This window comes from Rhodococcus opacus (assembly GCF_012396235.1).
Taxonomy (GTDB): domain Bacteria; phylum Actinomycetota; class Actinomycetes; order Mycobacteriales; family Mycobacteriaceae; genus Rhodococcus_F; species Rhodococcus_F opacus.
In genome coordinates this window covers 22672-48338 of sequence record NZ_JAAXPA010000032.1, presented here as the reverse complement: position 1 = coordinate 48338, position 25667 = coordinate 22672, and the positions used below count along the sequence as shown (strand labels likewise).

The 25667-nt window shown below is 68.4% G+C and carries 27 protein-coding genes; 13 read left to right on the top strand and 14 right to left on the bottom strand.

Features of this window, described 5'->3' with window-relative positions; translation table 11 throughout:
• Positions 1-86: 86 nt before the first annotated feature.
• From HGB39_RS31315 to yhjD, 4 genes are read left to right on the top strand one after another with little or no spacing between them, the layout of a single operon-like run.
• The gene (locus HGB39_RS31315) at positions 87-1310 is read left to right on the top strand and encodes an MFS transporter (RefSeq protein WP_211281137.1); all 1224 of its coding nucleotides are present in this window, start codon (positions 87-89) and stop codon (positions 1308-1310) included.
• A 35-nt stretch (positions 1311-1345) separates the two neighbouring features.
• Positions 1346-2152, top strand: coding sequence for an exodeoxyribonuclease III (locus HGB39_RS31310; RefSeq protein WP_007296656.1), 807 nt, complete (start codon positions 1346-1348; stop codon positions 2150-2152).
• Positions 2153-2204: 52 nt separating this feature from the next.
• A complete protein-coding gene (trpS, locus tag HGB39_RS31305; protein WP_005256998.1) occupies positions 2205-3239 on the top strand; it encodes a tryptophan--tRNA ligase in 1035 nt (344 codons plus the stop codon).
• Entirely contained in the window at positions 3236-4267 is a 1032-nt protein-coding gene (yhjD, locus tag HGB39_RS31300; RefSeq protein ID WP_005564170.1) for an inner membrane protein YhjD, read from the top strand. Before trpS ends, yhjD begins: the two co-directional genes overlap by 4 nt.
• A gap of 18 nt (positions 4268-4285) precedes the next feature.
• Here yhjD and HGB39_RS31295 read toward each other — a convergent pair whose 3' ends face one another.
• From HGB39_RS31295 to sdhC, 6 genes are all read right to left on the bottom strand, one after another.
• Positions 4286-5566 carry a D-alanyl-D-alanine carboxypeptidase family protein gene (locus HGB39_RS31295; protein WP_005564172.1) on the bottom strand — a complete coding sequence of 427 codons (1281 nt, stop codon included), beginning with the start codon at positions 5564-5566 and terminating at the stop codon, positions 4286-4288.
• A gap of 118 nt (positions 5567-5684) precedes the next feature.
• Positions 5685-6680: a malate dehydrogenase gene (locus tag HGB39_RS31290; RefSeq protein WP_005564174.1), complete on the bottom strand. Its 996-nt coding sequence runs from the start codon at positions 6678-6680 to the stop codon at positions 5685-5687.
• Between the two features lie 155 nt (positions 6681-6835).
• On the bottom strand, positions 6836-7615 hold the full coding sequence (locus HGB39_RS31285; RefSeq protein WP_005256985.1) for a succinate dehydrogenase iron-sulfur subunit: 780 nt from the start codon (positions 7613-7615) through the stop codon (positions 6836-6838).
• Positions 7615-9366, bottom strand: a complete 1752-nt coding sequence (gene sdhA / locus HGB39_RS31280) for a succinate dehydrogenase flavoprotein subunit (RefSeq protein ID WP_005564176.1) — start codon at positions 9364-9366, stop codon at positions 7615-7617. Before sdhA ends, HGB39_RS31285 begins: the two co-directional genes overlap by 1 nt.
• A gap of 15 nt (positions 9367-9381) precedes the next feature.
• Positions 9382-9825 carry a succinate dehydrogenase hydrophobic membrane anchor subunit gene (locus HGB39_RS31275; protein WP_005239887.1) on the bottom strand — a complete coding sequence of 148 codons (444 nt, stop codon included), beginning with the start codon at positions 9823-9825 and terminating at the stop codon, positions 9382-9384.
• 1 nt (position 9826) lies between these two features.
• A complete protein-coding gene (gene sdhC, locus HGB39_RS31270) occupies positions 9827-10231 on the bottom strand; it encodes a succinate dehydrogenase, cytochrome b556 subunit (protein ID WP_005239889.1) in 405 nt (134 codons plus the stop codon).
• Positions 10232-10486: 255 nt separating this feature from the next.
• Here sdhC and HGB39_RS31265 point away from each other — a divergent pair, with 255 nt between their 5' ends.
• The 3 genes from HGB39_RS31265 to HGB39_RS31255 are packed head-to-tail and all read left to right on the top strand — an operon-like array spanning position 10487 to position 13274.
• Complete coding sequence (locus HGB39_RS31265) at positions 10487-10891, top strand: cytidine deaminase (RefSeq protein WP_005239890.1); 405 nt, start codon at positions 10487-10489, stop codon at positions 10889-10891.
• Positions 10884-12179, top strand: coding sequence for a thymidine phosphorylase (locus HGB39_RS31260; protein ID WP_005239891.1), 1296 nt, complete (start codon positions 10884-10886; stop codon positions 12177-12179). The genes HGB39_RS31265 and HGB39_RS31260 overlap by 8 nt, the downstream gene beginning before the upstream one ends.
• Positions 12180-12188: 9 nt before the next feature.
• Positions 12189-13274: an adenosine deaminase gene (locus HGB39_RS31255; protein WP_005256982.1), complete on the top strand. Its 1086-nt coding sequence runs from the start codon at positions 12189-12191 to the stop codon at positions 13272-13274.
• Positions 13275-13293: 19 nt separating this feature from the next.
• Here the strand turns inward: HGB39_RS31255 and HGB39_RS31250 are convergent, their stop codons facing one another.
• Positions 13294-14538, bottom strand: a complete 1245-nt coding sequence (locus tag HGB39_RS31250; RefSeq protein ID WP_005572125.1) for a SatS C-terminal domain-containing protein — start codon at positions 14536-14538, stop codon at positions 13294-13296.
• 513 nt (positions 14539-15051) lie between these two features.
• Between HGB39_RS31250 and HGB39_RS31240 the strand changes: the two genes are divergently transcribed.
• A complete protein-coding gene (locus HGB39_RS31240) occupies positions 15052-15198 on the top strand; it encodes a hypothetical protein (protein ID WP_005572123.1) in 147 nt (48 codons plus the stop codon).
• A 3-nt stretch (positions 15199-15201) separates the two neighbouring features.
• Here the strand turns inward: HGB39_RS31240 and HGB39_RS31235 are convergent, their stop codons facing one another.
• The 4 genes from HGB39_RS31235 to HGB39_RS31220 are packed head-to-tail and all read right to left on the bottom strand — an operon-like array spanning position 15202 to position 17373.
• The gene (locus HGB39_RS31235) at positions 15202-15507 is read right to left on the bottom strand and encodes a YbaB/EbfC family nucleoid-associated protein (RefSeq protein WP_005572121.1); all 306 of its coding nucleotides are present in this window, start codon (positions 15505-15507) and stop codon (positions 15202-15204) included.
• Positions 15504-15848: a hypothetical protein gene (locus HGB39_RS31230; protein WP_043792954.1), complete on the bottom strand. Its 345-nt coding sequence runs from the start codon at positions 15846-15848 to the stop codon at positions 15504-15506. Before HGB39_RS31230 ends, HGB39_RS31235 begins: the two co-directional genes overlap by 4 nt.
• An 8-nt stretch (positions 15849-15856) precedes the next feature.
• Positions 15857-17047 carry a C40 family peptidase gene (locus HGB39_RS31225; protein WP_064080131.1) on the bottom strand — a complete coding sequence of 397 codons (1191 nt, stop codon included), beginning with the start codon at positions 17045-17047 and terminating at the stop codon, positions 15857-15859.
• 2 nt (positions 17048-17049) lie between these two features.
• The gene (locus HGB39_RS31220; RefSeq protein ID WP_043792950.1) at positions 17050-17373 is read right to left on the bottom strand and encodes a type VII secretion target; all 324 of its coding nucleotides are present in this window, start codon (positions 17371-17373) and stop codon (positions 17050-17052) included.
• 132 nt (positions 17374-17505) lie between these two features.
• On the opposite strand from HGB39_RS31220, the gene upp reads away from it, so the two are divergent.
• Complete coding sequence (upp, locus tag HGB39_RS31215; RefSeq protein WP_005572116.1) at positions 17506-18129, top strand: uracil phosphoribosyltransferase; 624 nt, start codon at positions 17506-17508, stop codon at positions 18127-18129.
• Positions 18130-18137: 8 nt separating this feature from the next.
• Here the strand turns inward: upp and HGB39_RS31210 are convergent, their stop codons facing one another.
• Complete coding sequence (locus HGB39_RS31210) at positions 18138-19727, bottom strand: phospho-sugar mutase (RefSeq protein ID WP_005572115.1); 1590 nt, start codon at positions 19725-19727, stop codon at positions 18138-18140.
• On the bottom strand, positions 19724-20506 hold the full coding sequence (locus tag HGB39_RS31205; RefSeq protein WP_043792947.1) for a purine-nucleoside phosphorylase: 783 nt from the start codon (positions 20504-20506) through the stop codon (positions 19724-19726). The genes HGB39_RS31210 and HGB39_RS31205 overlap by 4 nt, the downstream gene beginning before the upstream one ends.
• A 20-nt stretch (positions 20507-20526) precedes the next feature.
• Here HGB39_RS31205 and HGB39_RS31200 point away from each other — a divergent pair, with 20 nt between their 5' ends.
• From HGB39_RS31200 to HGB39_RS31190, 3 genes are read left to right on the top strand one after another with little or no spacing between them, the layout of a single operon-like run.
• The gene (locus HGB39_RS31200; RefSeq protein ID WP_064080130.1) at positions 20527-21225 is read left to right on the top strand and encodes an enoyl-CoA hydratase-related protein; all 699 of its coding nucleotides are present in this window, start codon (positions 20527-20529) and stop codon (positions 21223-21225) included.
• Between the two features lie 12 nt (positions 21226-21237).
• Positions 21238-22398, top strand: coding sequence for a M20 family metallopeptidase (locus tag HGB39_RS31195; protein ID WP_005256969.1), 1161 nt, complete (start codon positions 21238-21240; stop codon positions 22396-22398).
• A complete protein-coding gene (locus HGB39_RS31190) occupies positions 22395-23546 on the top strand; it encodes a M20 family metallopeptidase (protein WP_005256968.1) in 1152 nt (383 codons plus the stop codon). Before HGB39_RS31195 ends, HGB39_RS31190 begins: the two co-directional genes overlap by 4 nt.
• 19 nt (positions 23547-23565) lie before the next feature.
• On the opposite strand, the gene HGB39_RS31185 is transcribed toward HGB39_RS31190, so the two are convergent.
• A complete protein-coding gene (locus tag HGB39_RS31185; protein ID WP_005256966.1) occupies positions 23566-24027 on the bottom strand; it encodes a gamma-glutamylcyclotransferase family protein in 462 nt (153 codons plus the stop codon).
• Between the two features lie 116 nt (positions 24028-24143).
• Between HGB39_RS31185 and HGB39_RS31180 the strand changes: the two genes are divergently transcribed.
• Positions 24144-25547, top strand: a complete 1404-nt coding sequence (locus HGB39_RS31180) for an NAD(P)H-quinone dehydrogenase (protein ID WP_005256965.1) — start codon at positions 24144-24146, stop codon at positions 25545-25547.
• The last annotated feature ends 120 nt before the right edge of the window (positions 25548-25667 follow it).

Here is a 25667-nt window from a genome sequence, read left to right as displayed (position 1 = left end):
GGGGAAGAGAATTTCGATGTGGGTCGTTGCGCAACGAGGCGCCGTGCGCCGCGTAGCCGTATCTCCGCCTAGTCGAAAGTTCTTCTGTGAGCACTTCCACCCCTGTCCGCCCCGAGCACCTCGGTGTCATCGCGCAACATCCGTCCGTCCGCAAGCTCGCCATGGTCGCGCTCGCGCTCGGTGGCTTCGGGATCGGGACCACCGAGTTCGTGGCGATGGGGCTGCTGCCCGAGATGGCGTCGAGTCTCGGGATCACCGAGCCGACGGCCGGACACGTCATCTCGGCGTACGCGCTGGGTGTGGTCGTGGGTGCGCCTCTCATCGCGGCGCTGACCGCACGGGTGCCCCGGAAGACGCTGTTGATCGCGTTGATGGCGGCGTTCACGATCGGCAACGCCGCCACCGTGTTCGCGCCGAACTACGGCGTGCTGATGGCCGCGCGGTTCGTGGCAGGCCTCCCGCACGGCGCCTACTTCGGTGTCGCGGCCCTCGTGGCGGCGCACCTCGCGGACCGCGGCCAGCGGGCCAGGGCGGTCGCTCTCGTCATGATGGGGCTGTCGGTGGCCAACGTCGTCGGCGTTCCGGTCGCCTCGTGGCTGGGTCAGACGCTCGGCTGGCGCAGCGCCTTCGCGCTCGTGGCGGTGATCGGTGTGGCGACACTGGGCGCGATCTGGTCGTGGGTGCCCGCGCTCGCCGCAATGCGGATGTCGAATCCCCTCACCGAACTCGGTGCCCTGCGCCGCGCGCAGGTGTGGATGACGCTGATCATCGGCATGGTCGGATTCGGTGGCATGTTCGCCGTCTACACCTACATCAGCACGACGCTCACCGACGTCGCCGGGCTGTCGCGGTCGCTGGTGCCGCTGGCCCTGATGATCTACGGACTGGGCATGGTCGCGGGCAATCTGATCGGCGGCCGGCTCGCCGACCGGGCGCTGATTCCCGGTCTGTTCGTATCGATGACGGCACTCGGGGTGTTGCTCGGCATCTTCGTGATCGCCTCCCACAACCCGTACACGGCGCTGCTGCTGGTGTTCTTCGTCGGTGCGGCGGGTGCGTCGATGGTGCCCGGACTGCAGACCCGGCTGATGGACGTCGCCGCCGACGCCCAGACCCTCGCCGCGTCGCTCAACCACGCGGCACTCAACATCGCGAACGCGTTCGGGGCATGGATCGGTGGTGTCGTCATCGCGGCCGGCTACGGCTACACGGCGCCCGCCGCGGTCGGTGCGCTGCTCGCCGTGGCGGGACTCGTGGTCCTCACCGTGGCGGTCGCGATGGAACGCCGCAGCGCCTGTTCGTCTCGGTAGCCGCGGTGTCGTACGCGTCCGCTACGGTGCTTGCCGTGCCACACATCATCACCACCGTCAATGTCAACGGCGTGCGCGCCGCCGCCCGCAAGGGGCTCACCGAGTGGATCGAGCGCACGGAGGCCGACGTCGTCTGCCTGCAGGAGACGCGGGCGTCCGACGAGCAACTGGCCGAGACGCTCGCGCCCGCCCTGGAGGGCGGATGGAACCTGGTGTCCGCGGAGCCGTCGTCGAAGGGGCGCAACGGCGTCGCGATCCTGTCCCGGAAACCTGCCGACGCCTTCCGCGTCGGCCACGGTGACGACGAGTTCGCGACCGCGGGCCGCTACCTCGAGGCCGACTTCGACGACCTGACCGTGGCGAGCCTGTACCTGCCCTCCGGGGAGGCCCAGACACCCCGGCAGGAGGAGAAGGAGCGGTTCATGGACTCCTTCGCCCGGTACCTCACCGACACCGCAGCGGCTGCCGTCGCGGCGGGCCGGCACGTCGTGGTCTGCGGCGACTGGAACATCGCCCACACCGAACTCGACCTGAAGAACTGGAAGACCAACAAGAAGAACTCCGGTTTTCTCCCGAACGAGCGGGAGTGGCTCGGGGCCCTGTTCGCCGAAGACGCGCACTGGGCCGACGTGGTCCGGCAGCTGAATCCCGACGTCGCCGGACCGTACTCGTGGTGGTCGTACCGCGGGAAGGCGTTCGACAACGACTCCGGCTGGCGCATCGACTACCAGATCGCCACCCGGGAACTGGCGGAGCGGGCCAAGCAGGCCGTCGTCGAGCGCGCCGAAACCTACGACCAGCGGTGGTCCGACCACGCGCCGGTCACCGTCCAGTACCGGTGACGGCCGGTATCTGATTCGTGTCGTCACGGCGCACGTGAAAAGATCAGTACTCATGTCGACCCCTGCAGCTCAGAAGCCCACCGTGAAACCGCGGGTGCTCTCCGGCATCCAGCCCACCGCCGACTCGTTCCACCTCGGCAACTTCCTGGGTGCCCTGCAACAGTGGGTGCCTCTGCAGGACGACTTCGACGCGTTCTACTTCATCCCGGACCTGCACGCGATCACGGTGGCGCAGGACCCGAAGGAACTGCGCCGTCGTACGAAGATCGCGGTGGCGCAGCTGCTGGCGCTCGGAATCGACCCCGACCGTGCCACGCTGTTCGTGCAGAGCCAGGTGCCCGAGCACGCGCAGCTGGCGTGGGTCCTCAACTGCATCACCGGTTTCGGTGAAGCGAGCCGGATGACGCAGTTCAAGGACAAGTCGGCAAAACAGGGCAGTGAGAACGCGAGCGTCGGCCTGTTCACGTATCCGGTGCTGATGGCTGCCGACATCCTGCTCTACCGCCCGCAGCGGGTCCCTGTCGGCGAGGACCAGCGTCAGCATCTCGAACTGGCCCGCGATCTCGCTCAGCGGTTCAACACCCGGTTCGGGAAGGCGTTCGTGATTCCCGAGGCCCAGATCATCAAGGGCACCGCCAAGATCTACGACCTGCAGGATCCGACGTCGAAGATGAGCAAGTCCGGTCCGAGCCCCGCCGGCCTGATCAACCTCCTCGACGACCCCAAGGTGTCGGCGAAGAAGATCAAGTCCGCGGTCACCGACAACGAGCGGGAGATCCGCTACGACCCGCAGGCCAAACCCGGTGTGAGCAATCTGCTCACCATCCAGTCCGCGCTGTCCGGGACTCCGGTCGAGACGTTGGTGGCCGGGTACGAGGGCAAGGGGTACGGCGACCTGAAAACCGATACGGCAGATGTCCTCGCCGAGTTCGTGACACCGTTGAAAGCGAAGGTGGAAGGGTACCTCTCGGACGAGGCAGAACTCGATCGGATCATCGCCGCCGGTGCTCACCGCGCCCGTGAGGTGTCGTCGCAGACTCTGGCGGCCGTGTACGAGAAGGTTGGGTTTCTGACACCGAAGGGATGAGCACTGTGGCTGACGAACCGAGTTTTCTCGACAGGCAGCGGGCAGCGCGCCCCTGGTTCGACCATCTGATGCGGGCCGGACAGCGGTATCAGCAGCAGAAGGGTGACTATTACGCGGCGGGGATCACGTATTTCAGTGTGCTCGCACTGATTCCGATCCTGATGGTCGCGTTCGCCATCGCGGGTTTCGTCCTCGCCGGGCAGCCGGAGTTGCTGCAGGAACTGCAGGACAGCATCACCAAGAACGTTCCCGGAAGTCTGGGTGACACGCTCAACACGGTCATCGATTCGGCGATCGCGTCCCGTGCCAGCGTGGGTGTTCTCGGTCTGCTCGGTGCCGCGTACGCGGGACTCGGGTGGATGGCGAACCTGCGCGACGCGCTGACGGCGATGTGGGAGAGCCAGCGCGAGTCGAAGGGATTCGTCCGGACCAAGCTGGGCGACGCGGCCGCGCTGCTCGGGCTGGGTCTGGCGATGGTGGTCTCTCTCGGATCCTCCGCGCTGAGTAGCGGTCCCGTGGCGCGCACCGTCGTCGAGGTGCTCAACCTCGAAGACGTGACCGGGATCGACGCCGGGTTACGCGCACTGTCGACGGTGGTATCGCTGGTCGCGACGTGGGCGGTGTTCGCCTGGGTGATCGCCCGACTGCCGCGAGAGCCCGTCACGTTCCGCAGTGCGCTCAAGGCGGCCCTGCTCGCGGCCGTGGTGTTCGAGATCTTCAAGCAGGTCGGTGCCATCTACCTCTCGGCGGTGACCGCGGGTCCCGCCGGTGTGGCGTTCGGCCCGATCATCGGTCTGCTCGTATTCATCTACCTGACGTGCCGGATGCTGCTCTTCTCGACGGCGTGGGCCGCGACCACCCGCGCCAGCCTCGCGCTCGCCTATGTGCCGCCGCCGGATCCGGCCGTCATCAACCCCCGGATCGAGGTGCACGAGGGGCCGGGCGTGCGTGGGGGACTCGCCCTGGTCGGTGTGGGCGCCGTCGCGGCGCTCGGGTTGTCCGGACTGTTCACCCGCAACAAGCGCTGAGGCGGGTGCCGCTGCCCCTCAGCGTCTGCGGGACAGCCGGCGTGCGCAGAGCACCAGCACGAGGACGACGGCCGCCCCGACGATCCCCACACCCGCCCGCAGGGCCAGCGTGTTGTCGGGGTGGTCGGAACCCGACGCGACGACGGAACTCGTCGCGGCCGCCGAATCCTGTTGCGGCGGTGCGGCAAGCACCGCGGCAGAGCCCTCGTCGGCCGGATGCAGGTCCTCGAGTGACCCCACCCGGGCGTCGCGGTCGAGGGCGAAACCGTAATCCAGCAGTCGTGCCGCCTGCTCCCACGGCCGGATCGGCTGGGCCTCGGCGCCCATCAACGTCACCATCAGGCGGCGACCGTCGTGATCGGCGCCGCCGACATAGGTGTGGCGGGCGTCGTCGGTGAATCCGGTCTTGCCGCCCAGTGCGCCGTCGTAGTTGTAGAGCAGCTGATTGTCGTTGGCCAGTGCGAACGGGGGCCGGTCCTGATCGTCCGGGATCGCCGGGTCCTTCGGGAAACCCGGGAACTGCACCGTCTCGGTGGAGATCAGCTCCGCGAACGTCGGGTTCTTCATCGCGGTGTGGAAGATGAGCGCGAGGTCGAACGGCGAGCTGCTCATGCCGGGGCCGTCGAGCCCCGACGGCGTCGCGGTCCGCGTGTCGTGCGCGCCGAGGGTGTCGGCGAGGTGGTTCATCTTGTCGACCGTGGCGGCGTCGCCGCCGAGTTGCCGGGCGAGGAGGTGGGCCGCGTCGTTCCCCGACGCCATCACCAGGCCCTGCATCAACTGCCGGTTCGTGTACTGACCGTTCTTACCGATCCCGACCGCGCTGCCCTCCACCGCGGCGTCCTCGGCGGTGGCCGTCACGGTCTTGTCGAGATCCAGTTCGTCGAGCGCCACGAGAGCCAGCAGCATCTTGATGGTGCTCGCCGGCCGGTAGCGGCCGTGCGGGTCCTTCGCCGCGAGCACGTCGCCGGTGTCGATGTCCGCGACCACCCAGCCGGACGCCGCGATGTCGGCGGGCAGCGCGGGCGCGTCGTCGGGAAGGATCACCCCGCATCCGGCCAGCTCCGGCCCGCCCACAGGCTCGTCGGGCACCGACACGGCGCTCGGTGTCGGATCACCCGGCTGGGGTACCTCGGACAGGTCGATCGCAGGCGCGGGGGCCGACCGGTTGGGGCAGTTGTCGGTGTTCGGGGTGGTGAACGGTGCGGAGGTGGGGGAGGAGGGCACTGCGGGCGGAATCGCCCCGGCAGCACTCACCGAGAGTCCGGCCAGCAGGGTTCCGGACACGACCGCGGTACACACTCGACGCCACATCATCGAAGAGGCAGCGTATGCGACGACAGGTCGACTTCCGAAAACGGACGCGTGTCGACACGATTTCGTGACGTCGGCGCGACCGTCCCGGAAGACGGACGCCGGATCAGATGAAACCCATGCCCCGGACGGCGTCGCGTTCGGATTCGAGTTCCGCGACAGACGCATCGATCCGCGTCCGCGAGAAGTCGTCGATCTCCAGCCCGTCCACGATCTGCCACGCCCCGCCGACCGAGCGAACCGGGAACGAGCTCACCAGACCCTCCGGCACGCCGTAGGCGCCGGGGGAGGGCAGCGCCACGGACGTCCAGTCGTCCTCGGGGGTGCCGAGCACCCAGTCGTGCACGTGGTCGATCGCGGCGTTGGCGGCGGAGGCCGCGGAGGATGCGCCGCGAGCCTCGATGATCGCGCTGCCACGGTTCGCGACCGTGGGAATGAAGTCGCCGGTGAGCCATTCGCGGTCGGCGGCGAACTCGGCACCGGACCGGTCACCGACCCTCGCATGGAAGATGTCGGGGTACTGGGTGCTCGAGTGGTTGCCCCAGATCGCGACGCGGCTGATGTCCTTCACCGCGGCGCCGGAGTGCCGTGCCAGCTGGGCGATCGCGCGGTTGTGGTCGAGCCGGGTCAGCGCCGTGAACCGGTCCGCAGGGACGTCGGGGGCGTTGTTCGCGGCGACCAGCGCGTTCGTGTTGGCGGGGTTGCCCACGACCAGCACCCGGACTCCGTCCGCGGCAACCTGGTTGATGGCCCGACCCTGCACGGTGAAGATCTGCCCGTTCGCGGCCAGGAGGTCGCCGCGCTCCATGCCCTTGGACCGGGGACGTGATCCGATGAGGAGGGCCACGTCGGTGCCGTCGAAGCCCCGCTTCGGGTCGTCGTGGACCTCGATGTCGCGGAGCAGGGGGAAGGCGCTGTCGTCGAGTTCCATCGCGGTACCTTCGGCAGCGGACACGGCGGACGGAATCTCCAAGAGCCGCAGCCGAATCGGGGTGTCGGCTCCGAGCATCTCGCCTGCGGCGATCCGGAACAGCGCCGCGTAGCCGATGCTGCCTGCCGCTCCGGTGACCGTGACCACTGCGGGACTGGGCGACTGCGCCATGGGTGAACCTCACTGTCCGTCGGGAGCATCTGCTTTCGACACTAGCGCGGAGATTTCACCGTGGGACCGCGCGGACAGTGAGGTTGGACACGACGCAGGGCGCCCCCGACCGGTGTGGTCGGGGGCGCCCGGGAACGTGCTCGGCAGACCTGGGGTCAGCGTGCGAAGAGCAGCGCGCGCTTGACTTCCTGGATCGCCTTCGTCACCTGGATGCCACGGGGGCACGCGTCGGTGCAGTTGAACGTGGTCCGGCAACGCCAGACACCGTCCTTGTCGTTGAGGATGTCGAGACGCTCCGACGCACCCTCGTCACGGCTGTCGAAGATGAAGCGGTGAGCGTTGACGATGGCGGCGGGACCGAAGTAGCTGCCGTCGCTCCAGTACACCGGGCACGACGTGGTGCAGCAGGCGCACAGGATGCACTTGGTGGTGTCGTCGAAACGTGCCCGGTCGTGCTGCGACTGGATGCGCTCACGGGTGGGCTCGTTGCCGGTGGTGATGAGGAACGGCTTCACGGCGCGGAACGCGTCGAAGAAGGGCTCCATGTCGACCACGAGGTCCTTCTCCACCGGCAGGCCCTTGATGGGCTCGACGGTGATCGTGACCGGCTTGCCGTCCTTGGGCAGCATGTCCTTCATGAGGAGCTTGCAGGCCAGACGGTTGACGCCGTTGATCCGCATCGCGTCCGAACCGCACACGCCGTGGGCGCAGCTGCGGCGGAACGTCAGGGTGCCGTCGAGGTAGCCCTTCACGTACAGGAGCAGGTTCAGCATGCGGTCCGTCGGCAGAGCCGGAACCTGGAAGCTGTCCCAGTGCTGGCCCTCGCCGGACTCCGGGTTCATTCGCGCGATCTTGAGGGTGACCATAACGGCGCCCTCGGGCACGGGAGGGAGATCCGACTTGTTCTCGCTCTTGTCGACTGCAGGTGCGCTCATCAGTACTTCCGCTCCATCGGCTCGTAGCGGGTCTGGACTACCGGCTTGTAGTCGAGACGGATGTCGGAGAGCAGGCCGTCGCCCTCCTTGTATGCCATCGTGTGCTTCATGTACTCGGCGTCGTTGCGATCCGGGTAGTCCTCGCGGGCGTGGCCGCCGCGCGATTCCTTGCGGTTCAGCGCGCCGACGACGGTGACCTCCGCCATTTCGAGGAGGAAACCGAGCTCGACGGCCTCGAGCAGGTCGCTGTTGTAGCGCTTGCCCTTGTCCTGCACCGTGATGTGGTTGTAGCGCTCCTTGAGGGCGCGCACGTCCTCGAGGGCCTGGGTGAGGCGCTCTTCGGTACGGAACACCGAGGCGTTGTTGTCCATGGACTGCTGCAGCTCGCTGCGGATGTCCGCGACACGCTCGTGACCGTGGTCCGACAGGATGGTGGCCATCCAGTCGTCGACCATCTTCTCGGGCGCCTCGGGCATGTCGACGAACTCGCTGTTGTTGGCGTGCTCGGCGGCGGCGATGCCGGCGCGGCGTCCGAAGACGTTGATGTCGAGCAGCGAGTTGGTGCCGAGACGGTTCGCGCCGTGGACGGAGACGCAGGCGCACTCGCCGGCGGCGTACAGGCCCTGGACGATCTCGTCGTTGTTGCGCAGGACCTCACCGTTGATCCGGGTGGGGATGCCGCCCATGACGTAGTGGCAGGTGGGGTACACCGGCACCGGTTCCTTGACCGGGTCCACACCGAGGTAGGTGCGGGAGAACTCCATGATGTCGGGGAGCTTCTCGTCGAGGACTTCCTCAGGGATGTGGGTCACGTCGATGTAGACGTAATCCTTGTTCGGTCCCGCGCCGCGTCCCTCGAGGACCTCGAGAACCATCGACCGCGCGACGATGTCACGGGGTGCGAGGTCCTTGATGGTGGGGGCGTAGCGCTCCATGAACCGTTCGCCGTCGGCGTTGCGGAGGATGCCGCCCTCACCGCGCACGGCCTCGGAGATGAGGATGCCGAGCCCGGCCAGGCCTGTCGGATGGAACTGGTGGAATTCCATGTCCTCCAGCGGAAGGCCCTTGCGGAAGATGATGCCCATGCCGTCACCGGTGAGGGTGTGCGCGTTGGACGTCGTCTTGTACATGCGTCCCGAGCCGCCGGTGGCGAACACGATGGACTTCGCGTGGAAGACGTGGATCTCGCCGGTGGCCAGCTCGTAGGCGATGACGCCGGTGGCGACCGGGCCGTTCTCCGTCTCGGTGATCGCGATGTCGAGGGCGTAGAACTCGTTGAAGAACTCGACGTCGTGCTTGACGCAGTTCTGGTAGAGCGTCTGCAGGATCATGTGACCGGTGCGGTCCGCGGCATAACATGCGCGGCGCACGGGGGCCTTACCGTGATCGCGGGTGTGACCACCGAAACGACGCTGGTCGATCTTGCCCTCGGGCGTGCGGTTGAACGGCAGACCCATCTTCTCGAGGTCGAGCACCGCGTCGATGGCCTCCTTGGCCATGATCTCGACGGCGTCCTGGTCGGCGAGGTAGTCGCCGCCCTTGACCGTGTCGAAGGTGTGCCACTCCCAGTTGTCTTCCTCCACATTCGCCAGCGCGGCGCACATGCCGCCCTGGGCCGCGCCGGTGTGGCTGCGGGTGGGGTAGAGCTTGGTCAGTACCGCGGTGCGGGCGCGGGGACCGGCCTCGATCGCTGCGCGCATGCCGGCGCCGCCGGCGCCGACGATGACCACGTCATAACGGTGTTCCTGCATGAAGTCTGTGCTCCCCTAGCTCGCCGAGATATTGGGGTCGAAGGTGAAGATGACGTACGTGCCGAGGCCCATGATCAGGATCATCGAGAGAACGAGGATCGTGGTCAGCCAGAAGCGCGTGGAGTCCTTGCGGGAGTAGTCCGCGATGACCGTGCGGAGTCCGTTTCCGCCGTGCAGCTGGGCAAGCCACAGCATGGTGAGGTCCCAGAACTGCCAGAACGGGCTGGACCAGCGGCCTGCGACGAACGCGAAGTTGATGCGGTGCACACCGTCGTCGAGCATCAGCATGATGAAGAGGTGGCCGAGCACGAGGAAGATCAGTGCGAGTCCGGAGAACCGCATGAACAGCCAGGCGTACAGCTCGAAGTTGTTCTTCGACGTCCGGCGTGGAGAGCGCGGGTTGTCCAGGCTGGCGGGACGGTCGTAGGTCTTGCCGAGACTCTTGGCTTCTGTCGTCATGTCAGTGCCCCGCAAACATGTTGTAGAAGATGCGGCCGGCGCCCGGGATCATCACCAGGAACCAGATCGCGAGGATTACCCAGAGCATCAGGCGCTGGTACTGCGGTCCCTTGGACCAGAAATCCACCAGCATCACCCGGACACCGTTCAGTGCGTGGTACAGCACCGCGGCGACGAGCGCGAGCTCCATGAGCCCGACGATCGGGTTCTTGTAGGTCTCGATGACACTGTCGTACGTGTCGGGATTCACGCGCACGAGCGCGGTATCCAGCACGTGCACGAATAGGAAGAAGAACGTCATTACGCCTGTGATCCGGTGCAAAACCCAGGACCACATTCCGGGGTCGCCCCGGTAAAGCGACCGTGTGCGCTCCTTGGCCGGAGCGGCTTCAGTCGTAGTACTCATCGAGTGCTGTGCCTCCAACGTCATTGGTGGACGTGTCGAGTCTGCGCAGCGTTGCGGATATACCACAACTAGGGACCCGACGTGATCCTGAACCGACTTCTCTGAACTCTAAACCCAACGGAAACGGGGGAACTAATTCGAGTCGGGGTTCGTACGCCCCCCGCAAATGAAGTTAGGTTTGCCTCTCCAATGTGAATTGGGCCGTCCCGGGCGAATCTCTGCATCCATTCAGCCCACGTGATTGGATGGGAAACTATGGTCGAGATCGATTGGAAACTGTTGCGCGCCAACGCGCATGAGGTGATGGGCCGGGCCTACGCGCCCTACTCGGGCTTCGCAGTGGGGGCGGCGGCGCTGGTGGACGATGGACGAATCGTCGTCGGATGCAATGTGGAAAATGTCTCATACGGGTTGGGGCTCTGCGCCGAGTGTGTACTGGTCGGTAACTTATTTGCCGGAGGTGGCGGGCGATTAATTGCCTTCACCTGCTGTGACGCGAGTGGCGACATACTCATGCCGTGCGGACGCTGCCGGCAGATTCTCTTCGAGCACGGCGGCCCCGCACTGCTCGTCGACCACCGGGCCGGCGTGCGCCCATTGGAACAGCTGCTGCCGGACGCTTTCGGTCCGGAGGAGAAGGGGAGAATCAGCCATGCATGACGCCTCGTCGATCATCGCCGCCAAGCGCGACGGCAGGGAACTGTCCGGTGCAGAGATCGACTGGGTGGTCGAGGCATTCACCCGGGGGGTCGTGGCCGACGAGCAGATGTCGGCGCTGGCCATGGCGATCTACTTCCGCGGGATGACACGCGAAGAGGTGAGCCGCTGGACCACGGCGATGATCTCGTCCGGGCGCCGCCTCGACTTCACCCACCTCGGCCGCCCCACCGTGGACAAGCACTCGACGGGTGGTGTCGGCGACAAGATCACGCTTCCGCTCGCGCCGCTGGTCGCCGCGTGCGGCGCCGCGGTTCCGCAACTGTCGGGACGCGGGCTGGGTCACACCGGCGGAACCCTCGACAAGCTCGAGTCGATCCCCGGCTGGCGCGCCGACCTCGACACCTCCGAGATGGCCGAGATCCTGTCCGATCCCGCCGTCGGAGCCGTCGTGTGCGCCGCGGGCTCGGATCTGGCACCGGCGGACCGGCGGTTGTACGCGCTCCGCGACGTCACCGGGACGGTCGAGTCGATTCCCCTGATCGCCAGCTCGATCATGAGCAAGAAGATCGCCGAGGGCACCGGCGCGCTCGTGCTCGACGTCAAGGTCGGGTCGGGCGCGTTCATGAAGAAGCTCGACGACGCGCGCGAACTCGCCCAGACGATGGTCGACCTCGGAAACGACGCCGGAGTGCGGACGATGGCGTTGCTCACGGCGATGGACGCGCCACTCGGCCACACGGCGGGCAATGCGCTGGAGGTGCGGGAATCGCTGGAGGTGCTCGCCGGGGGCGGCCCGTCCGACGTCGTGGAACTCACTCTCGAGCTCGCGCGAGAAATGTTGAAGGCAGCCGGAATCGACGGTGTCGACCCGGCCGACAAACTGCGGGACGGGTCCGCCATGGACCGCTGGCGGAGGATGATCGCCGCCCAGGGCGGCGACCCCGACGCGCCGCTGCCGACGGCCCGGCACACCGAGGTGCTGCTGTCCGAGTCGGACGGGGTGGTGTGCGGTCTCGACGCCATGGCGGTCGGGCTCGCCGCATGGCGGCTCGGCGCGGGTCGGGCGCGACAGGGCGAGCCGGTGCAGGCCGGGGCGGGCATCGAGTTGCACGCGAAGCCGGGGGAGACGGTGTCGGTGGGCACCCCGCTCGTCACGCTGCACACCGACACGCCCGAACGGTTCGCCGCGGCGAAAGCCGCACTTTCCGAAGCCTGGACCGTCGTGGCCGACGCGCCGTCGGTGGCCACGCCGCTCGTCATCGAGCGGATAGAGGATCCCTCACGCTAACGTCGACGCATGACCGCACTGGATCTGTCGGCCCTGCGCCGAGCGCCGAAGGTGTTGCTGCACGACCATCTCGACGGAGGTCTCCGGCCCGAGACGGTCCTCGAACTCGCCCGCGACTGCGGCTACGACGCGCTGCCCGCCGACACCGCGCCCGCGCTCGCCACGTGGTTCCGGGAGGCCGCCGACAGCGGTTCGCTCGAGAGATACCTCGAGACGTTCGCCCACACGGTCGCGGTCATGCAGACACCCGCCGGACTCGAACGCGTCGCCCGCGAATGCGCCGAGGACCTCGCCGGCGACGGGGTGGTCTACGCCGAGGTCAGGTTCGCCCCGGAGCAGCACCTCGAGGACGGGCTGACCCTGGACGAGGTGGTGGAGCAGGTCCTGCTGGGATTCGAGGCCGGGGAGTCGGCGGCGGAGGTGCGCGGTCAGAACATCCGGATCGGCGTCCTGCTCACCGCGATGCGGCACGCGGCGCGGTCCCGGGAGATCGCGGAACTGGCGATCCGGTTCCGGGACCGCGGTGTCGTCGGTTTCGACATCGCCGGCGCCGAGGCCGGGAATCCGCCCAGCCGCCACCTCGACGCCTTCGAGTACATGCGGGGTAGCAATGCACACTTCACCATTCACGCGGGTGAGGCGTTCGGTCTGCCATCCATTCACGAGGCCATCGCGTTCTGCGGGACGGACCGGCTCGGTCACGGGGTCCGGATCACCGACGACATCACGATCGGCGACGACGGCGTCCCGGTGCTGGGAAGGCTCGCGAACTATGTGCGGGACAAAAGGATTCCCTTGGAGCTGTGTCCCAGTTCCAACGTCCAGACCGGGGCCGTGGACGCACTCGAGAATCATCCGTTCGACCTGCTCGCCCGGCTGCGGTTCCGGGTGACCGTCAACACCGACAACCGGCTGATGAGCGATACCAGCATGAGTCAGGAGATGCTCCGCCTCGTCGAGACGTTCGGTTACGGCTGGACAGATCTCGAGCGCTACACCATCAACGCCATGAAATCGGCCTTCATCCCGTTCGATCAGCGGCTGCAGTTGATCGACGAGGTGATCAAGCCGGGATTCGCCGTGCTGGTGGGCTGAGCGCCCCGAAGGCGGACGCTCACACCGTCCGCAAGCGGGCCTCGAACTCTCGCTCGAGCGTCCGCCACGCCGCGGCCTCGGCGTCGAACGGTGCGCTGGGCGCCATCCGCGTCGGATCCGGGTTGAGGACGAACGAGACGTACCAGCCCAGCGGCTCGGACGTCGCGAGTGCGGTTTCCACCGAATCGTCGTCGGCGAAATCGGCTGCATCGGTGAACAATTCGACGGCGAGGTCGAGCTGATCGGCATCGACGGACTCCGGGCCCGCGGCCAGGTCGTCGGCGAGACCGGGCAGGACGTACACATTCTCGTCGGTGACCTCGACCTCGAGCGATCCGTCGACCGCCGCCACCTGGATCTCCTCGTACGTGCTCACCTGCGCGAGGGCGTGCTCGTGGTTGTCGGCGAGATACCGAGCCAGCGCGCGTTCGGACGTGAAGACGAAGATCGCGCCGTCACGCCCGAGGAAGATCGCGTCGTCGTCGAGGTAGCAGCGGAGCGTGAAGTAGGTCTCCCCGGACGTGATGATCTTGACGGGGTCGACACCCACCGCCCCCCAGAACGAGTCGTCCTCCTCCTCGTCCTCGGTATCGAGGTCGAGCGCGACGAACTCTTCGTCTTCCTCCGCCTCTTCGGCCACGTCGTCCACGTCGACGGTGTTCTCGTCGGCGGCCACCAGTTCGGCCTCGGCGACGGCTACCGCCTCGGCGTCCACCTCGGGGGTGGCGACGATGTTGTCGACGGCGTCGAGGACGTCATCCCAGCCCTTCGCGATGGCGGTGCCGATCTGGGCCCACAGCTCCTCGCCCTCGCGGCCCTCGAATGCGCTGGCGCCTGCGGGCAGCGCGCCGAGGATGGGGTTCGCGTTGAAGAACTTGGTGACCGCGCCCAGCTCGCAGACCTCACCGATGTTGCGCACCATGTTGAGCGTGTCTTCGAGTTCGCTCACGACGAGGGCCTCGGGGTCGCTCGCCGCCAGCTCCGGAACACCGATCAGATCGAAGCAGAAGTTCTCGTCGGGCTCGAGTTCGGCGGCGGACAGTCCGGACACCACACTCCAGGCGGGGTGCTCGACGAGATCGTTGTCGGTGTTCGTGCGGATGAAGGCAGCGAGTTCTGCCACTGATTCGAACCCGTAGAGGTCTTCCTCGTGACCAAGGAATGCTTCCCACTCGTCGTCGCCCTCACGCCACCGTGGTGCCCACAGTGTCACGAGGTCGCCGTCGGTGAGACCGAGTTCGATCGGGACGATGTCTCCAGCCATGGCGCGAAGCCTATCGACCCCGCGGCCAAAGTTATACCCGGGCTGTGTGCGGACCGTTTCCGACGCCCGCCGCCGCCGTGTCGCAGCAGCCGCGACCGAGTCGGCCCAACGGGGCGAGGGGCGCGTATCGGAGCCCTACCATGACTTTCACAATGCGTCGAGTCGTTCGAGCAGGGAGCATGTTCCGGACCGGCGAGGTAACTCGACGACCCCGACGGCGACGGTCGTTCGTCTCCTCGATCGCAGTGCCGGGGATGTGCGCGGCGACCATCGCGTGCGGCACGTCGGAGGCCTCCGGGTCGGATTCGCCGGAGTGGGGGACCGAGTGGTCCAGCGCCGAACGGCCGTCGTCGACCGCTCAGCTCGACGGTCCCTCCCCGTCGCGCTGTCCATCCCGTACGCCCCGTCCCCCGTCGCCGCGACGGACGGTCGCCACCATCTGACGGCCGGGGTCCACGTGACGAACACCGCGGCCGATTCCCGGCCTCGCGGGCATGGTCGACGAATCCGGCGTTGGCCGAGAGCGTGCCGTTCGAGTTCGACGCGTTCGACCTGGCAGGGCACACGACGCTCGAGGACGTCACGTATCTGCCCGCTCCGGAACCCCGTACCGACGAGATGCCGCTCAGCCAGACGGTCGTCGACTTCGCCGGGGAGTGACGGTCACACCTTTCCGAACCCGTCCTGCAGCGTCGTCATGACCCGGGCGCGCTGTTCGGTGGCGAGCCGGGCGGCCTCCTGGGTGGTGCTCGTGATCATCGTCGCGAGTGTGCGGGCGTCGAGCGTCGAGATGGAGTCGTCCATCCAGAGACCGGTCAGCGTGCCGTTCCCGTCGACCTCGGCCGTGACCTGATCGGACTCGCTCGACGCGCGCGCCTTGATCGCCTGAAGCCCGGCGAGGGCCTCCTCGAGCAGATTCACCTGTTCGGTGGCCCGCCACACGATCGCATCCATGTCGTGTTCGCTCACAGTGGTCGCATCCAGGTCGTCGGGGTGGGTTCTTCCTCGTCCTCGATCGCCTGCGCGGTGGCGACGTCGGCGCGGGTGGGCAGACCGAGCTTGTCGAGGATCTCGGCGGGCATGCCGTCACGGGCGAGTTCGTCGCGTCGCCGCGCCCCGGCCTCCATGGCCGAGCGCCTGCACAGCGTCAGGATCTCGTCCGCGAGCCGCTGACCGCCGTACCGGAGTTCGCGCGGATCGATGCGGAGTTCGAGCGGCAGGCCCTGCTCGGTGGTCCGGACCGAGACGGTGCCGGAGCGGTTGCTCACTGCGGCCGTGGTCCCGGCCGGGGGTGGGGTGGGGGGAAACATGATTCCTGTCATTCCGTGGGTCGGTAGAAGCCGTAGAAGCCCATGCCGCTGTTGCTGGTTCGAATCGGACCGACCTGCACGGGATCGCCGGCCTCGACGAGCTGGCCGTTGCCGATCACCATCGCCACGTGGCCGTCCCAGACGGCGAGGTCGCCGGGCATGAGGTCGCCCGGGTCGACCGCGGTGCCGACGTTCTGCTCCTGCGCCAGACGCGGAAGACCCACGCCCGCTTCGCCGTACGCCCACTGTGTCAGCCCGCTGCAGTCGAGGCCCTCGCCCGGCGACGTCCCGCCCCAGACATACGGGACACCCTGCTGCGACAGGGCGTTGCGGACGGCGTCCGCCGCCTCCTTGTTGGGGGCGACGGCGGTGCTGCCGTCGGGCAGGACCACCTCCACGCCCTCGCCGCCGTGTGCGGAGTCCGAGGTGGACGGCCCGTGGCCGGTATCTCCGGACCTGCCGGTGAGGGAATCCGCGCGGGATCCGCCCGAGCCGCGTCCGCCCGACGAGCGCGCGGCCGGGGCGGCGATGCTGGTCAGGCCCGATATCGGCGACGCGCCCGAGGAACTCGCGAACCCGGAGGCCGCGCGGCTGACCGCCTCGGAGCCCGCGGGTGCGACGGGGGCCGCGGAGGCGGGCACCGTGCTTGCCGCGGACGTGCTCGCGGGGGCGGTGGCAGCGGGCGCGGCCGGGATGTCTTCGGCCGGTGTGAGGGCGACCATCCGGCCGGTCTGTTCGCCGAGTTCGGCCCGCACCTTCGCGACGACCGCGGTGGCCCTGCCGAGGTGGTCGAGTGCCGCCGCGATGATCGTCGCCTGACCGGGCGGGGTGGCCAGGGCGGGTCCGGCCGCGACCGCGAGGGAGATGAACGACTGCAGGATCTCCTCCAGTTGGAGCATTCCGGCCCGGACGATCTCGGAGGCCTCGGCGACGACGGCAGCCATGTCGTTGCCGCGATCGGAGACCGCGACCGTCGCCCGCTGCGCCTCTTCGGTCTTCACGAGCGCACCCGTGCCACCCCTGCCCTGCCAGTCGCCGTAGACGGAGCTGATGCCGGTGCGTCCGGTGTCGTGGACGGCGTCGATGGCGACCGAGGACGCGCGCAGGGCGTCGGCCGGTCCGCCGGCGGGGAGGACGCCGCTGCCGAACGCCCCGAGCAGATCGAGGATTGGGCGGGTGAGGAGATCGATGGGGATCACGGTCAGGCCTCCAGCCCGACCGCGTCCGCGGCGAGAGCGGCCGTGGTGGCGGCCTCGGTGCCCTCGTAGGTGGCGGCGTTCGCGAGGGCGGTCGCGCTGATCCCGCCGAGCACGCCGGACAGGTTCTCGATGGAAGCCAGGTGCGCGGCGTGCGCCGTGGCGAACGCGGCGACGAAGTCTCCGCCGATCACCCCGAAGACCGGTCCGAGCAGGAGCGGCCCCGCGGCGGCGGCCCCGAGACCCGCGGCCTGCATCTCCGCTGACATGGTCGCGGCCGTGGCCGCGAACTCGGCGATACTCGCGGTATCCGCCCTCAAGTCGTTCATCGTCATCCCCCCAGTCGGATTTGATACCGGTCACCATATTGGACGCAGGTGAGACCGATTCGGTTCCACCCCCGATACGCCGAGAATCGCTCTCCTGCGAAATCTCGCCCCGCGCACCCTTATTCTTCGAACATGAACACGCACGTCGTCGACCATCCGCTCGCAGCGGTCCTCCTGACAACGATGCGCGATGCGCGCAGCGACAATGCCACATTTCGCGCCGCCTTGCGAAGGCTGACACACATGTTGGTGTACGAGGCGATGCGCGAGGCTCCGGTCGAGACGTTCGACGTGGTCACGCCCATCGCCACGACCGATGGGGTGCGGCTCACCCATCCGCCGTTGCTCGTTCCCGTCCTGCGCGCCGGACTGGGCATGGTCGAGCAGGCCAGCAGCCTGATCCCGCAGGCCCGAGTCGGTTTCGTCGGCATGGCCCGGGACGAGGAGACGCATCTGCCGGTGCCGTACCTCGAGTCGCTCCCCGCGGACCTGTCCGGCATCCCGGTGTACGTTCTCGACCCGATGCTCGCGACCGGCGGTTCGATGGTGTACACGATCGAGTTGCTCGTCGCCCGCGGCGCCACGCACGTCACCGCCGTGTGCGTCGTGGCGGCGCCCGAAGGTGTTGCCGCCCTCTCGGCGTCGGGTCATCCCGTGCGACTCGTCACCGCCGCGGTCGACGAGGGGCTCAACGAGGACGCGTTCATCGTCCCCGGCCTCGGCGACGCCGGGGACCGTCAGTTCGGACCGCGCTGACGCCTCGGCTACAGGGCTTCGGCGAACTCGCGCAACAGGTTCAACCGGGTCGCGGCCCTCTCGCGGGCTGCGGGTAGCGCCGATCGATCGGGCACCGGGACAACGACCTCCAGGTAGCACTTGAGCTTGGGTTCGGTTCCCGAGGGCCGCACGACCATCCGGACGGTGGACCCCGCGAGTACGACCGCGTCGGTGCGGGACTGCCCCCGCAGTTCCGCCAGATCCGTGGCCTCGACGGGTTCGCCGGCCAGTTCGGCAGGCAGTTCCGAGCGCAGGCGTCGCATCATCGCGGTGATGTCCGCGAGGTCGGTGACACGTCGCGACACCTGGTCTCCGGCGTGCAATCCGAATTCGAGCGCGTAGTCGTCCAGCCTGTCGAGGAGTGTCGACCCGTCTGCCCGCAGCGTCGCGGCGAGGTCGGCGGCCACCACCGCGGCGGAGATACCGTCCTTGTCGCGCACCGACTCCGGGTCGACGCAGTGGCCGATCGCTTCCTCGTACGCGTACACGAGACCCTCGCCGGCCCGCACGAGCCACTTGAAACCGGTGAGGGTGCGGGCGAAGCGGGCGCCGCGGGCCTCGGCGAGCTTTCCGAGGAGGGCGGACGAGACGATCGTCGTCGCGACGAGCGAATCGGCCGGGGCGGACGCGAGGACGTGCTCGCCGAGCAGGACCCCCGTCTCGTCGCCGCGGAGCATCCGCCAGCCGTCCGGCCCGCGCACGCCGACCGCGCACCGGTCGGCGTCCGGGTCGAGGGCCAGCGCAATGTCGGCGCCGACCTCCGCGGCGAGAGCGAGGACGGCGTCCGCGGCCCCCGGCTCCTCGGGATTGGGGAACTGGACGGTCGGGAAGTCCGGGTCCGGGTCGAACTGTGCGGCGACGGTGTGGACGTCGGTGAATCCGGCGGATTTCAGTGCGGTGACCGCGGTCTCGCCGCCGACACCGTGCATGGCGGTGAGCGCGATACGCAGTGTCCGCGACCGTCCCGTCGGCAGGGACGCGACCCGGTCGACGTAGCGGTCGAGGAGTTCCTCGGACGCTGGTGTCACCGGGGTGCGCGGCACGAGGTTCGCCGGCCCGACCCGGGTGATCGATGCTTCGATCTCCCGGTCGGACGGCGAGATCAACTGGGCGCCGCCGTCGAGGTAGACCTTGTACCCGTTGTCGGCGGCGGGGTTGTGGGAGGCGGTGATCTGCACGCCGGCCGCGGCGCGGAGGCGGCGGACCGCGAACGCGACGATCGGCGTGGGGAGCGGGCGGGGGAGGAGGACGACCGAGAATCCCGCGGCCGCCAGTACTTCCGCCGCGGCGACCGCGAACTTCTCGGATCCGTGCCGCGCGTCGCGCCCGACGACGACGGTGGAGCCGCCCAGACATCGGTCTTTCAGCCAGGCGCTCAGCCCGGCCGTCGTGCGGATCACCACGGCGAGGTTCATGCCGTTCGGGCCTGCCCGCACCGGCCCGCGCAGACCCGCGGTCCCGAAACTCAGCGGAGCGGCGAAACGGTCGGCGAGCTCGTCTGCGGAGAGATTCGCGAGTTCCGCCCGGGTTTCGGGGTCGGGATCGGCGTCGATCCAGTCCGCGATCGCATCGTTCACAAGCGTTCCACCAGTTCTTGCAGGAGACCGCCCATGCGGTCGGCGGACGCCCGGCCCGCGGCGAGGACCTCCTCGTGGTTCAGGTGCTCGCCGGTGATGCCGGCCGCGAGATTCGTCACCATCGAGATCCCGAGGACACGGGCGCCCAGCGCCCGCGCCGCGATCGTCTCGTGGACGGTGGACATGCCGACGAGGTCCGCGCCGATCGTCCGCAGCATGCGGATCTCGGCGGGGGTCTCGTAGTGCGGACCCGGCAGCCCGGCGTAGACGCCTTCGGTCAGCGACCCGTCGATGTCGCGGGCGAGGGCCCGCAGTTCGGGGTCGTACGCGTCGACGAGGTCCACGAACTCCGCGCCCACGAGAGGTGATCGGGCCGTGAGGTTGAGGTGATCACTGATCAGCACGGGTTGTCCGACGGTGAAGTCCTCGCGGATTCCGCCGGCCGCATTCGTCAGGATGACGGTCGTCGCTCCGGCGGCGATGGCCGTCCGCACCGGGTGGACGACGGACGACAGGGGATGGCCCTCGTAGGCGTGAGTGCGGCCGAGCAGGACGAGGACCCTGTTGCCGCCCACCTCCACGGAGCGGATCGTTCCGGCGTGACCCGCGGCGGCGGGCGGTGTGAACCCCGGTAGATCGGCCATCGGGACGGTGCAGAGTGATTCGCCGAACCGGTCGGCGGCGGCATTCCACCCCGATCCGAGGACGACGGCGATCGAGTGTTCGGCGCAGTTCGTGTGCGCGGCGAGCGCGGCGGCCGCGGCGTCTGGCGTTCCCATGAGGCGATAGTCTTCCACTCATGCCCTATCTCGATCGCGACGGCGACGTATTCATCCTGTACCTCGGCAGCGAGGGCGAGACGGACAACGAGAACCGCTTCCATCCGGACTGGATCGACGCCACCCACGCCGCGCTGGACGAGGTGGAAGCCCATGAGGGTCCCGCCGCACTGGTCACGACCGCGACGGGCAAGTTCTTCACGAACGGCCTGGACACCACGTGGATCTTCGCCAACACGGACAAACTCCCGGAATACCTCGACCGGGTGCACACGATCTACAGCCGCCTCCTCGCGTTCCCTATGGCCACCGTCGCCGCCGTACAGGGGCACAGTTTCGGTGCCGGCGCGATGCTCGCCACGTCGCACGACTTCCGGGTGATGCGCGCCGACCGCGGGTTCTACTGCCTCCCCGAGGTGTCGCTGAACATGCCCTTCACCGTGGGGATGTCGGCGCTCCTGAACACCCGTCTGCCCAAGCAGACTGCGGTGGAGGCGATGACGACGGGCCGCCGCTACGGCGGTTCGGACGCGCTCGGCGCGGGCATCGTCGACGAGATCGCGGACGGGGACGGCGTCCTCGCGGCCGCCGTGTCACGAGCCGCCGCACTGACCGCCACCCGCGGCGCCAACCTCGCCGGGATCAAGCGCGGAATCCATCACGACACCCTCGCCGCGCTCGCCACGGTGACGGACAAGAGCAACTTCAGCTTCGGGTGAGAGAATGAGCACGTGAATGCGGATGTCGAGGCGGCGGTCAGGTCAATCGAGACCGATCTGATCGCGCTGTCCCATTCGATCCACAGCGAACCGGAACTGGCGTTCGAGGAGTTCCGGAGCGTCGCGAAGATCACCGAACTGCTCACACGCAGCGGGTTCGACGTGCAGTCGGGCATCGCGGACCTGCCCACGGCGTTCGACGCCACGTTCGGCAGCGGCGACCTCGTCATCGGTATCTGCGCCGAGTACGACGCGCTCCCGGAGATCGGTCACGCGTGCGGGCACAACATCATCGCGGCGTCCGCGGTCGGTGCCGGCGTCGCGCTCGCCACGGTCGCCGACCGGCTTGGGATCACGGTGCGGGTCATCGGGACGCCCGCCGAGGAGAGCGGCGGCGGAAAGATCGCCATGCTCGAGAAAGGCGTCTTCGACGATGTCGCGGCCGCCCTGATGGTGCATCCGGGTCCGATCGACATCACGGGAGCGACGTCCCTCGCGCTGGCCGACATCGCGGTCACGTTCACCGGCCGCGAAGCGCACGCGTCGGCCGCACCGGAGTTCGGGCGCAACGCCGCCGACGCCGCGACCGTCGCCCAGGTCGGGATCGGCCTGCTGCGCCAACACCTCTCGCCGGGGCAGCAGATCCACGGGATCGTCTCCGACGGCGGCACCGCGCCCAACATCGTTCCCGCACGCGCCGAAATGCTCTACTACCTGCGCGCCGAGACGGCGTGGGCGCTGTCCGAGCTGACGACACGCGCGGAGGCGTGTTTCGCGGCCGGCGCACTCGCCACCGGGTGCACGCACGAGATCCGGACGGTGTCGCCCACGTACACGGAACTGACGCCGGACCCGTGGCTGGTCGCGACGTACCGGGAGCAGATCATCGACATGGGACGGACACCGTTGCCGCTCGAGTGGGAGGGCGTCCGTCCGCTGGGCAGCACCGACATGGGCAACGTCACCAACGTCCTGCCCGGAATTCATCCCGTCATCGGCCTCGATTCGGGCGGCGCGGTGACGCATCAGCCTCGGTTCGCGGCGGCGTGCATCACCGGGTCCGCCGACCGCGCGGTGATCGACGGAGCGATTGCGCTGGCTCGCACGGCAGTTCGCGCGGCAACGGACGACACACAGCGGGTGCGGTTGTTGGAAGGAGTTGATCGCCGGTGAACGCGGCAGTCGACAAATGGATTCTCGCTCACACCGACGAACTCTCCCAGTGGCGTCGACACATCCACGCCAATCCCGAACTCGCGCGACACGAATACGCGACGACGGAATTCGTGGCGACCCGGCTGGCCGCGGCCGGTCTGTCGCCCGAACTGCTGCCCGGCGGGACGGGCCTCACGTGTGATCTCGGACCGTCGGACGGTCCCCGCATCGCGTTGCGCGCCGACATCGACGCCCTTCCGCTCCAGGAACTCACCGGCGCCACGTACTCGTCGACGGTGCCGGGCGTGTCGCACGCGTGCGGACACGACGCCCACACCACGATCCTGCTGGGAACCGGTCTGGCGCTCAGCGAGATCCCCGACCTCCCGGTGGGTGTCCGGCTGATCTTCCAGCCCGCCGAGGAGGTCATGCCCGGCGGTGCGCTCGACGTCGTCGCTGCCGGACGGCTCGAGGGGGTGTCGCGGATCTTCGCCCTCCACTGCGATCCGCGGCTCGCGGTCGGCCGGGTCGGGGTGCGGCTCGGCGCGATCACGTCCGCGGCCGACACCATCGAGGTCGTGCTCGACTCACCGGGCGGCCACACGTCGCGTCCGCACCTGACCACCGACCTCGTTTTCGCGCTGGGCACCGTCGTGACCGGGTTGCCGGGCATGCTCAGCAGGCGGATCGACCCCCGCACCGGCACCGTGATGGTGTGGGGCGCCGTGAGCGCAGGCCGGGCGCCGAACGCCATTCCGCAGACCGGCATGATGACCGGCACCGTGCGGACCGGCGATCACGAGACGTGGGAGATGCTCGAGCCGCTGGTCCGGGAGATCGTCCACGGTCTGCTCGCGCCCACCGGGGTGCGGTACCAGCTCAACTACCGCCGCGGCGTCCCGCCCGTCGTCAACGACGAGGTGTCGACGCGCATGTTCGAGGACGCCATCCGCACGGTCGGCCCGGACGCCCTCGCGGACACGCCGCAGTCCGGCGGCGGCGAGGACTTCTCCTGGTATCTCGAAGAGGTTCCCGGTGCGATGGCCCGGCTCGGCGTCTGGTCGGGCGTCGGCGAGCAACTAGACATCCACCAGCCCACGTTCGATCTGGACGAGCGGGCGCTGGGCGTGGGGGTCCGGGTGCTGTCGAGCCTCGTGCTGGGCTGAGGCGCGGCGTCAGGCGGTTCTATTCGGTGCCCGGTCCGACGTTGCGGCTGTTGCGGGTGCGCAGGTCGCGCACATAGTCGGAGGGGGCCCCGGCGATCTCTGCGGCGTCGGCCATCACCCCGAGGTAGCGAGCGGACGGCAGGCCGCCCTCGTACGCGTCGAGCACGTACAACCAGGCGAGAACGGGTTCGCCGTCGGTGTCCACGCGGACGCGGATCTTGCGGTGGATGCCGAGTTCGGAGCCCTCCCATCGGTCGAGGCTGACCTCGTCCTCCTCGGGGACGTCGTAGAGCACGACGAACACCTTGGAATCGGGGTCCTCGACCACGGTGGCGAGTGCGCCCTCCCAGCCGATGTCCCCGCCACTGAACGTCAGTCGCCAGCCGTGCAGCCAGCCCGTCCCCGCCATCGGCGAGTGTGGGCAGCGCTGCAGCATCTGCTCGGGATGCATGTTGGACCCGTAGGCGGCATAGATCGACACGGCGGCAAGCCTAAACGGTGGCTAGTAATCTGTTGCATGCAGTGCACGACACGACGCGCTGCGACCGCAGGAAGAGCCGACCGGAGACCCCGGTCGACAGTTGAATTGGAGGACAGATGACCCGAATCGTGATCATTGGTGGCGGGCCTGCCGGATACGAGGCAGCGCTGGTGGCCGCACAGCACGGCGCCTCCGTCTCCTTGATCGATTCGGACGGGGTGGGCGGCGCCTGCGTTCTGTTCGACTGTGTGCCGTCCAAGACGTTCATCGCCTCCACCGGCGTGCGCACCGACATGCGGCGCGCCACCGACCTGGGCATTGCGCTCGATCCCGAGCAGGCCACGGTCGCGCTGCCGCAGATCCACGCCCGCGTGAAGAGCCTCGCGCAGGCGCAGTCCTCCGACATCCGCACCCGCCTGCAGACGGTGGGTGTCGAACTGCTGTCGGGCACCGCCGAGATCGCCGACCCGCGACTGGGCATGGCGTCCCACCAGGTGTGTGCCACCCTCGAGAACGGCGAGAAGAAGACACTCGACGCGGACGTCGTCCTGATCGCCACGGGCGCGAGCCCCCGGGTGATCCCCGGGGCGGAGCCGGACGGCGAGCGCATCCTGACGTGGCGCGACCTCTACGACCTCGAGGAGCTGCCCACGCACCTCGTCGTCGTCGGTTCCGGTGTGACCGGTGCCGAGTTCGTGTCCGCCTACACCGAGATGGGCGTCAAGGTCACGCTGGTGTCCAGCCGCGACCGCGTTCTGCCCGGTGAGGACGCCGACGCCGCCCTCGTGCTCGAGGACGTCCTCGCCGAGCGTGGCGTCACCCTGGTCAAGCACGCCAGGGCCGATGCCGTGAAGCGCACCGAGGACGGCATCGTCGTCGTGCTCGCCGACGGCCGGACGGTCGAGGGCAGCCACGCCCTGATGACCGTCGGTTCGGTTCCCAACACCCAGGGTCTCGGACTGGAGAAGGTAGGCATCGAGCTCGACAAGGGCGGATACCTGCGCGTGGACCGTGTGTCGCGGACGCCGGTGTCCGGGATCTACGCGGCGGGCGACTGCACCGGTCTGCTGCCGCTCGCGTCCGTCGCCGCCATGCAGGGCCGCATCGCGATGTACCACGCGCTCGGTGAGGGCGTCAGCCCCATCAAGCTGAAGACCGTGGCCTCGGCCGTGTTCACCCGCCCCGAGATCGCCACCGTGGGCGTCAGCCAGGCTGCGATCGACGACGGCGAGGTGCCGGCCCGCACCGTCATGCTCCCGCTCAACACCAACCCGCGCGCCAAGATGTCCGGACTGCGCCGGGGCTTCGTGAAGATCTTCTGCCGTCCGGCCACCGGTGTGGTCATCGGCGGCGTCGTGGTGGCCCCCAACGGCTCGGAACTGATCCTGCCGATCGCGATCGCCGTGCAGAACAACCTCACCGTCAACGACCTTGCCGCGACGTTCTCGGTGTACCCGTCGCTGACGGGTTCGATCACCGAGGCGGCACGCCAGCTGATGCGGCACGACGACCTGGACTGATCCTGAAGTGTGGGATATGCATTTCACATAGTGGCTCCTCCGGTGAGATAGTCGGGGCACGGTTCGAAATCATCGACCCGTGCCTCGGCGCTCTCCCGCCCCGCAGACCCAGGACGGACA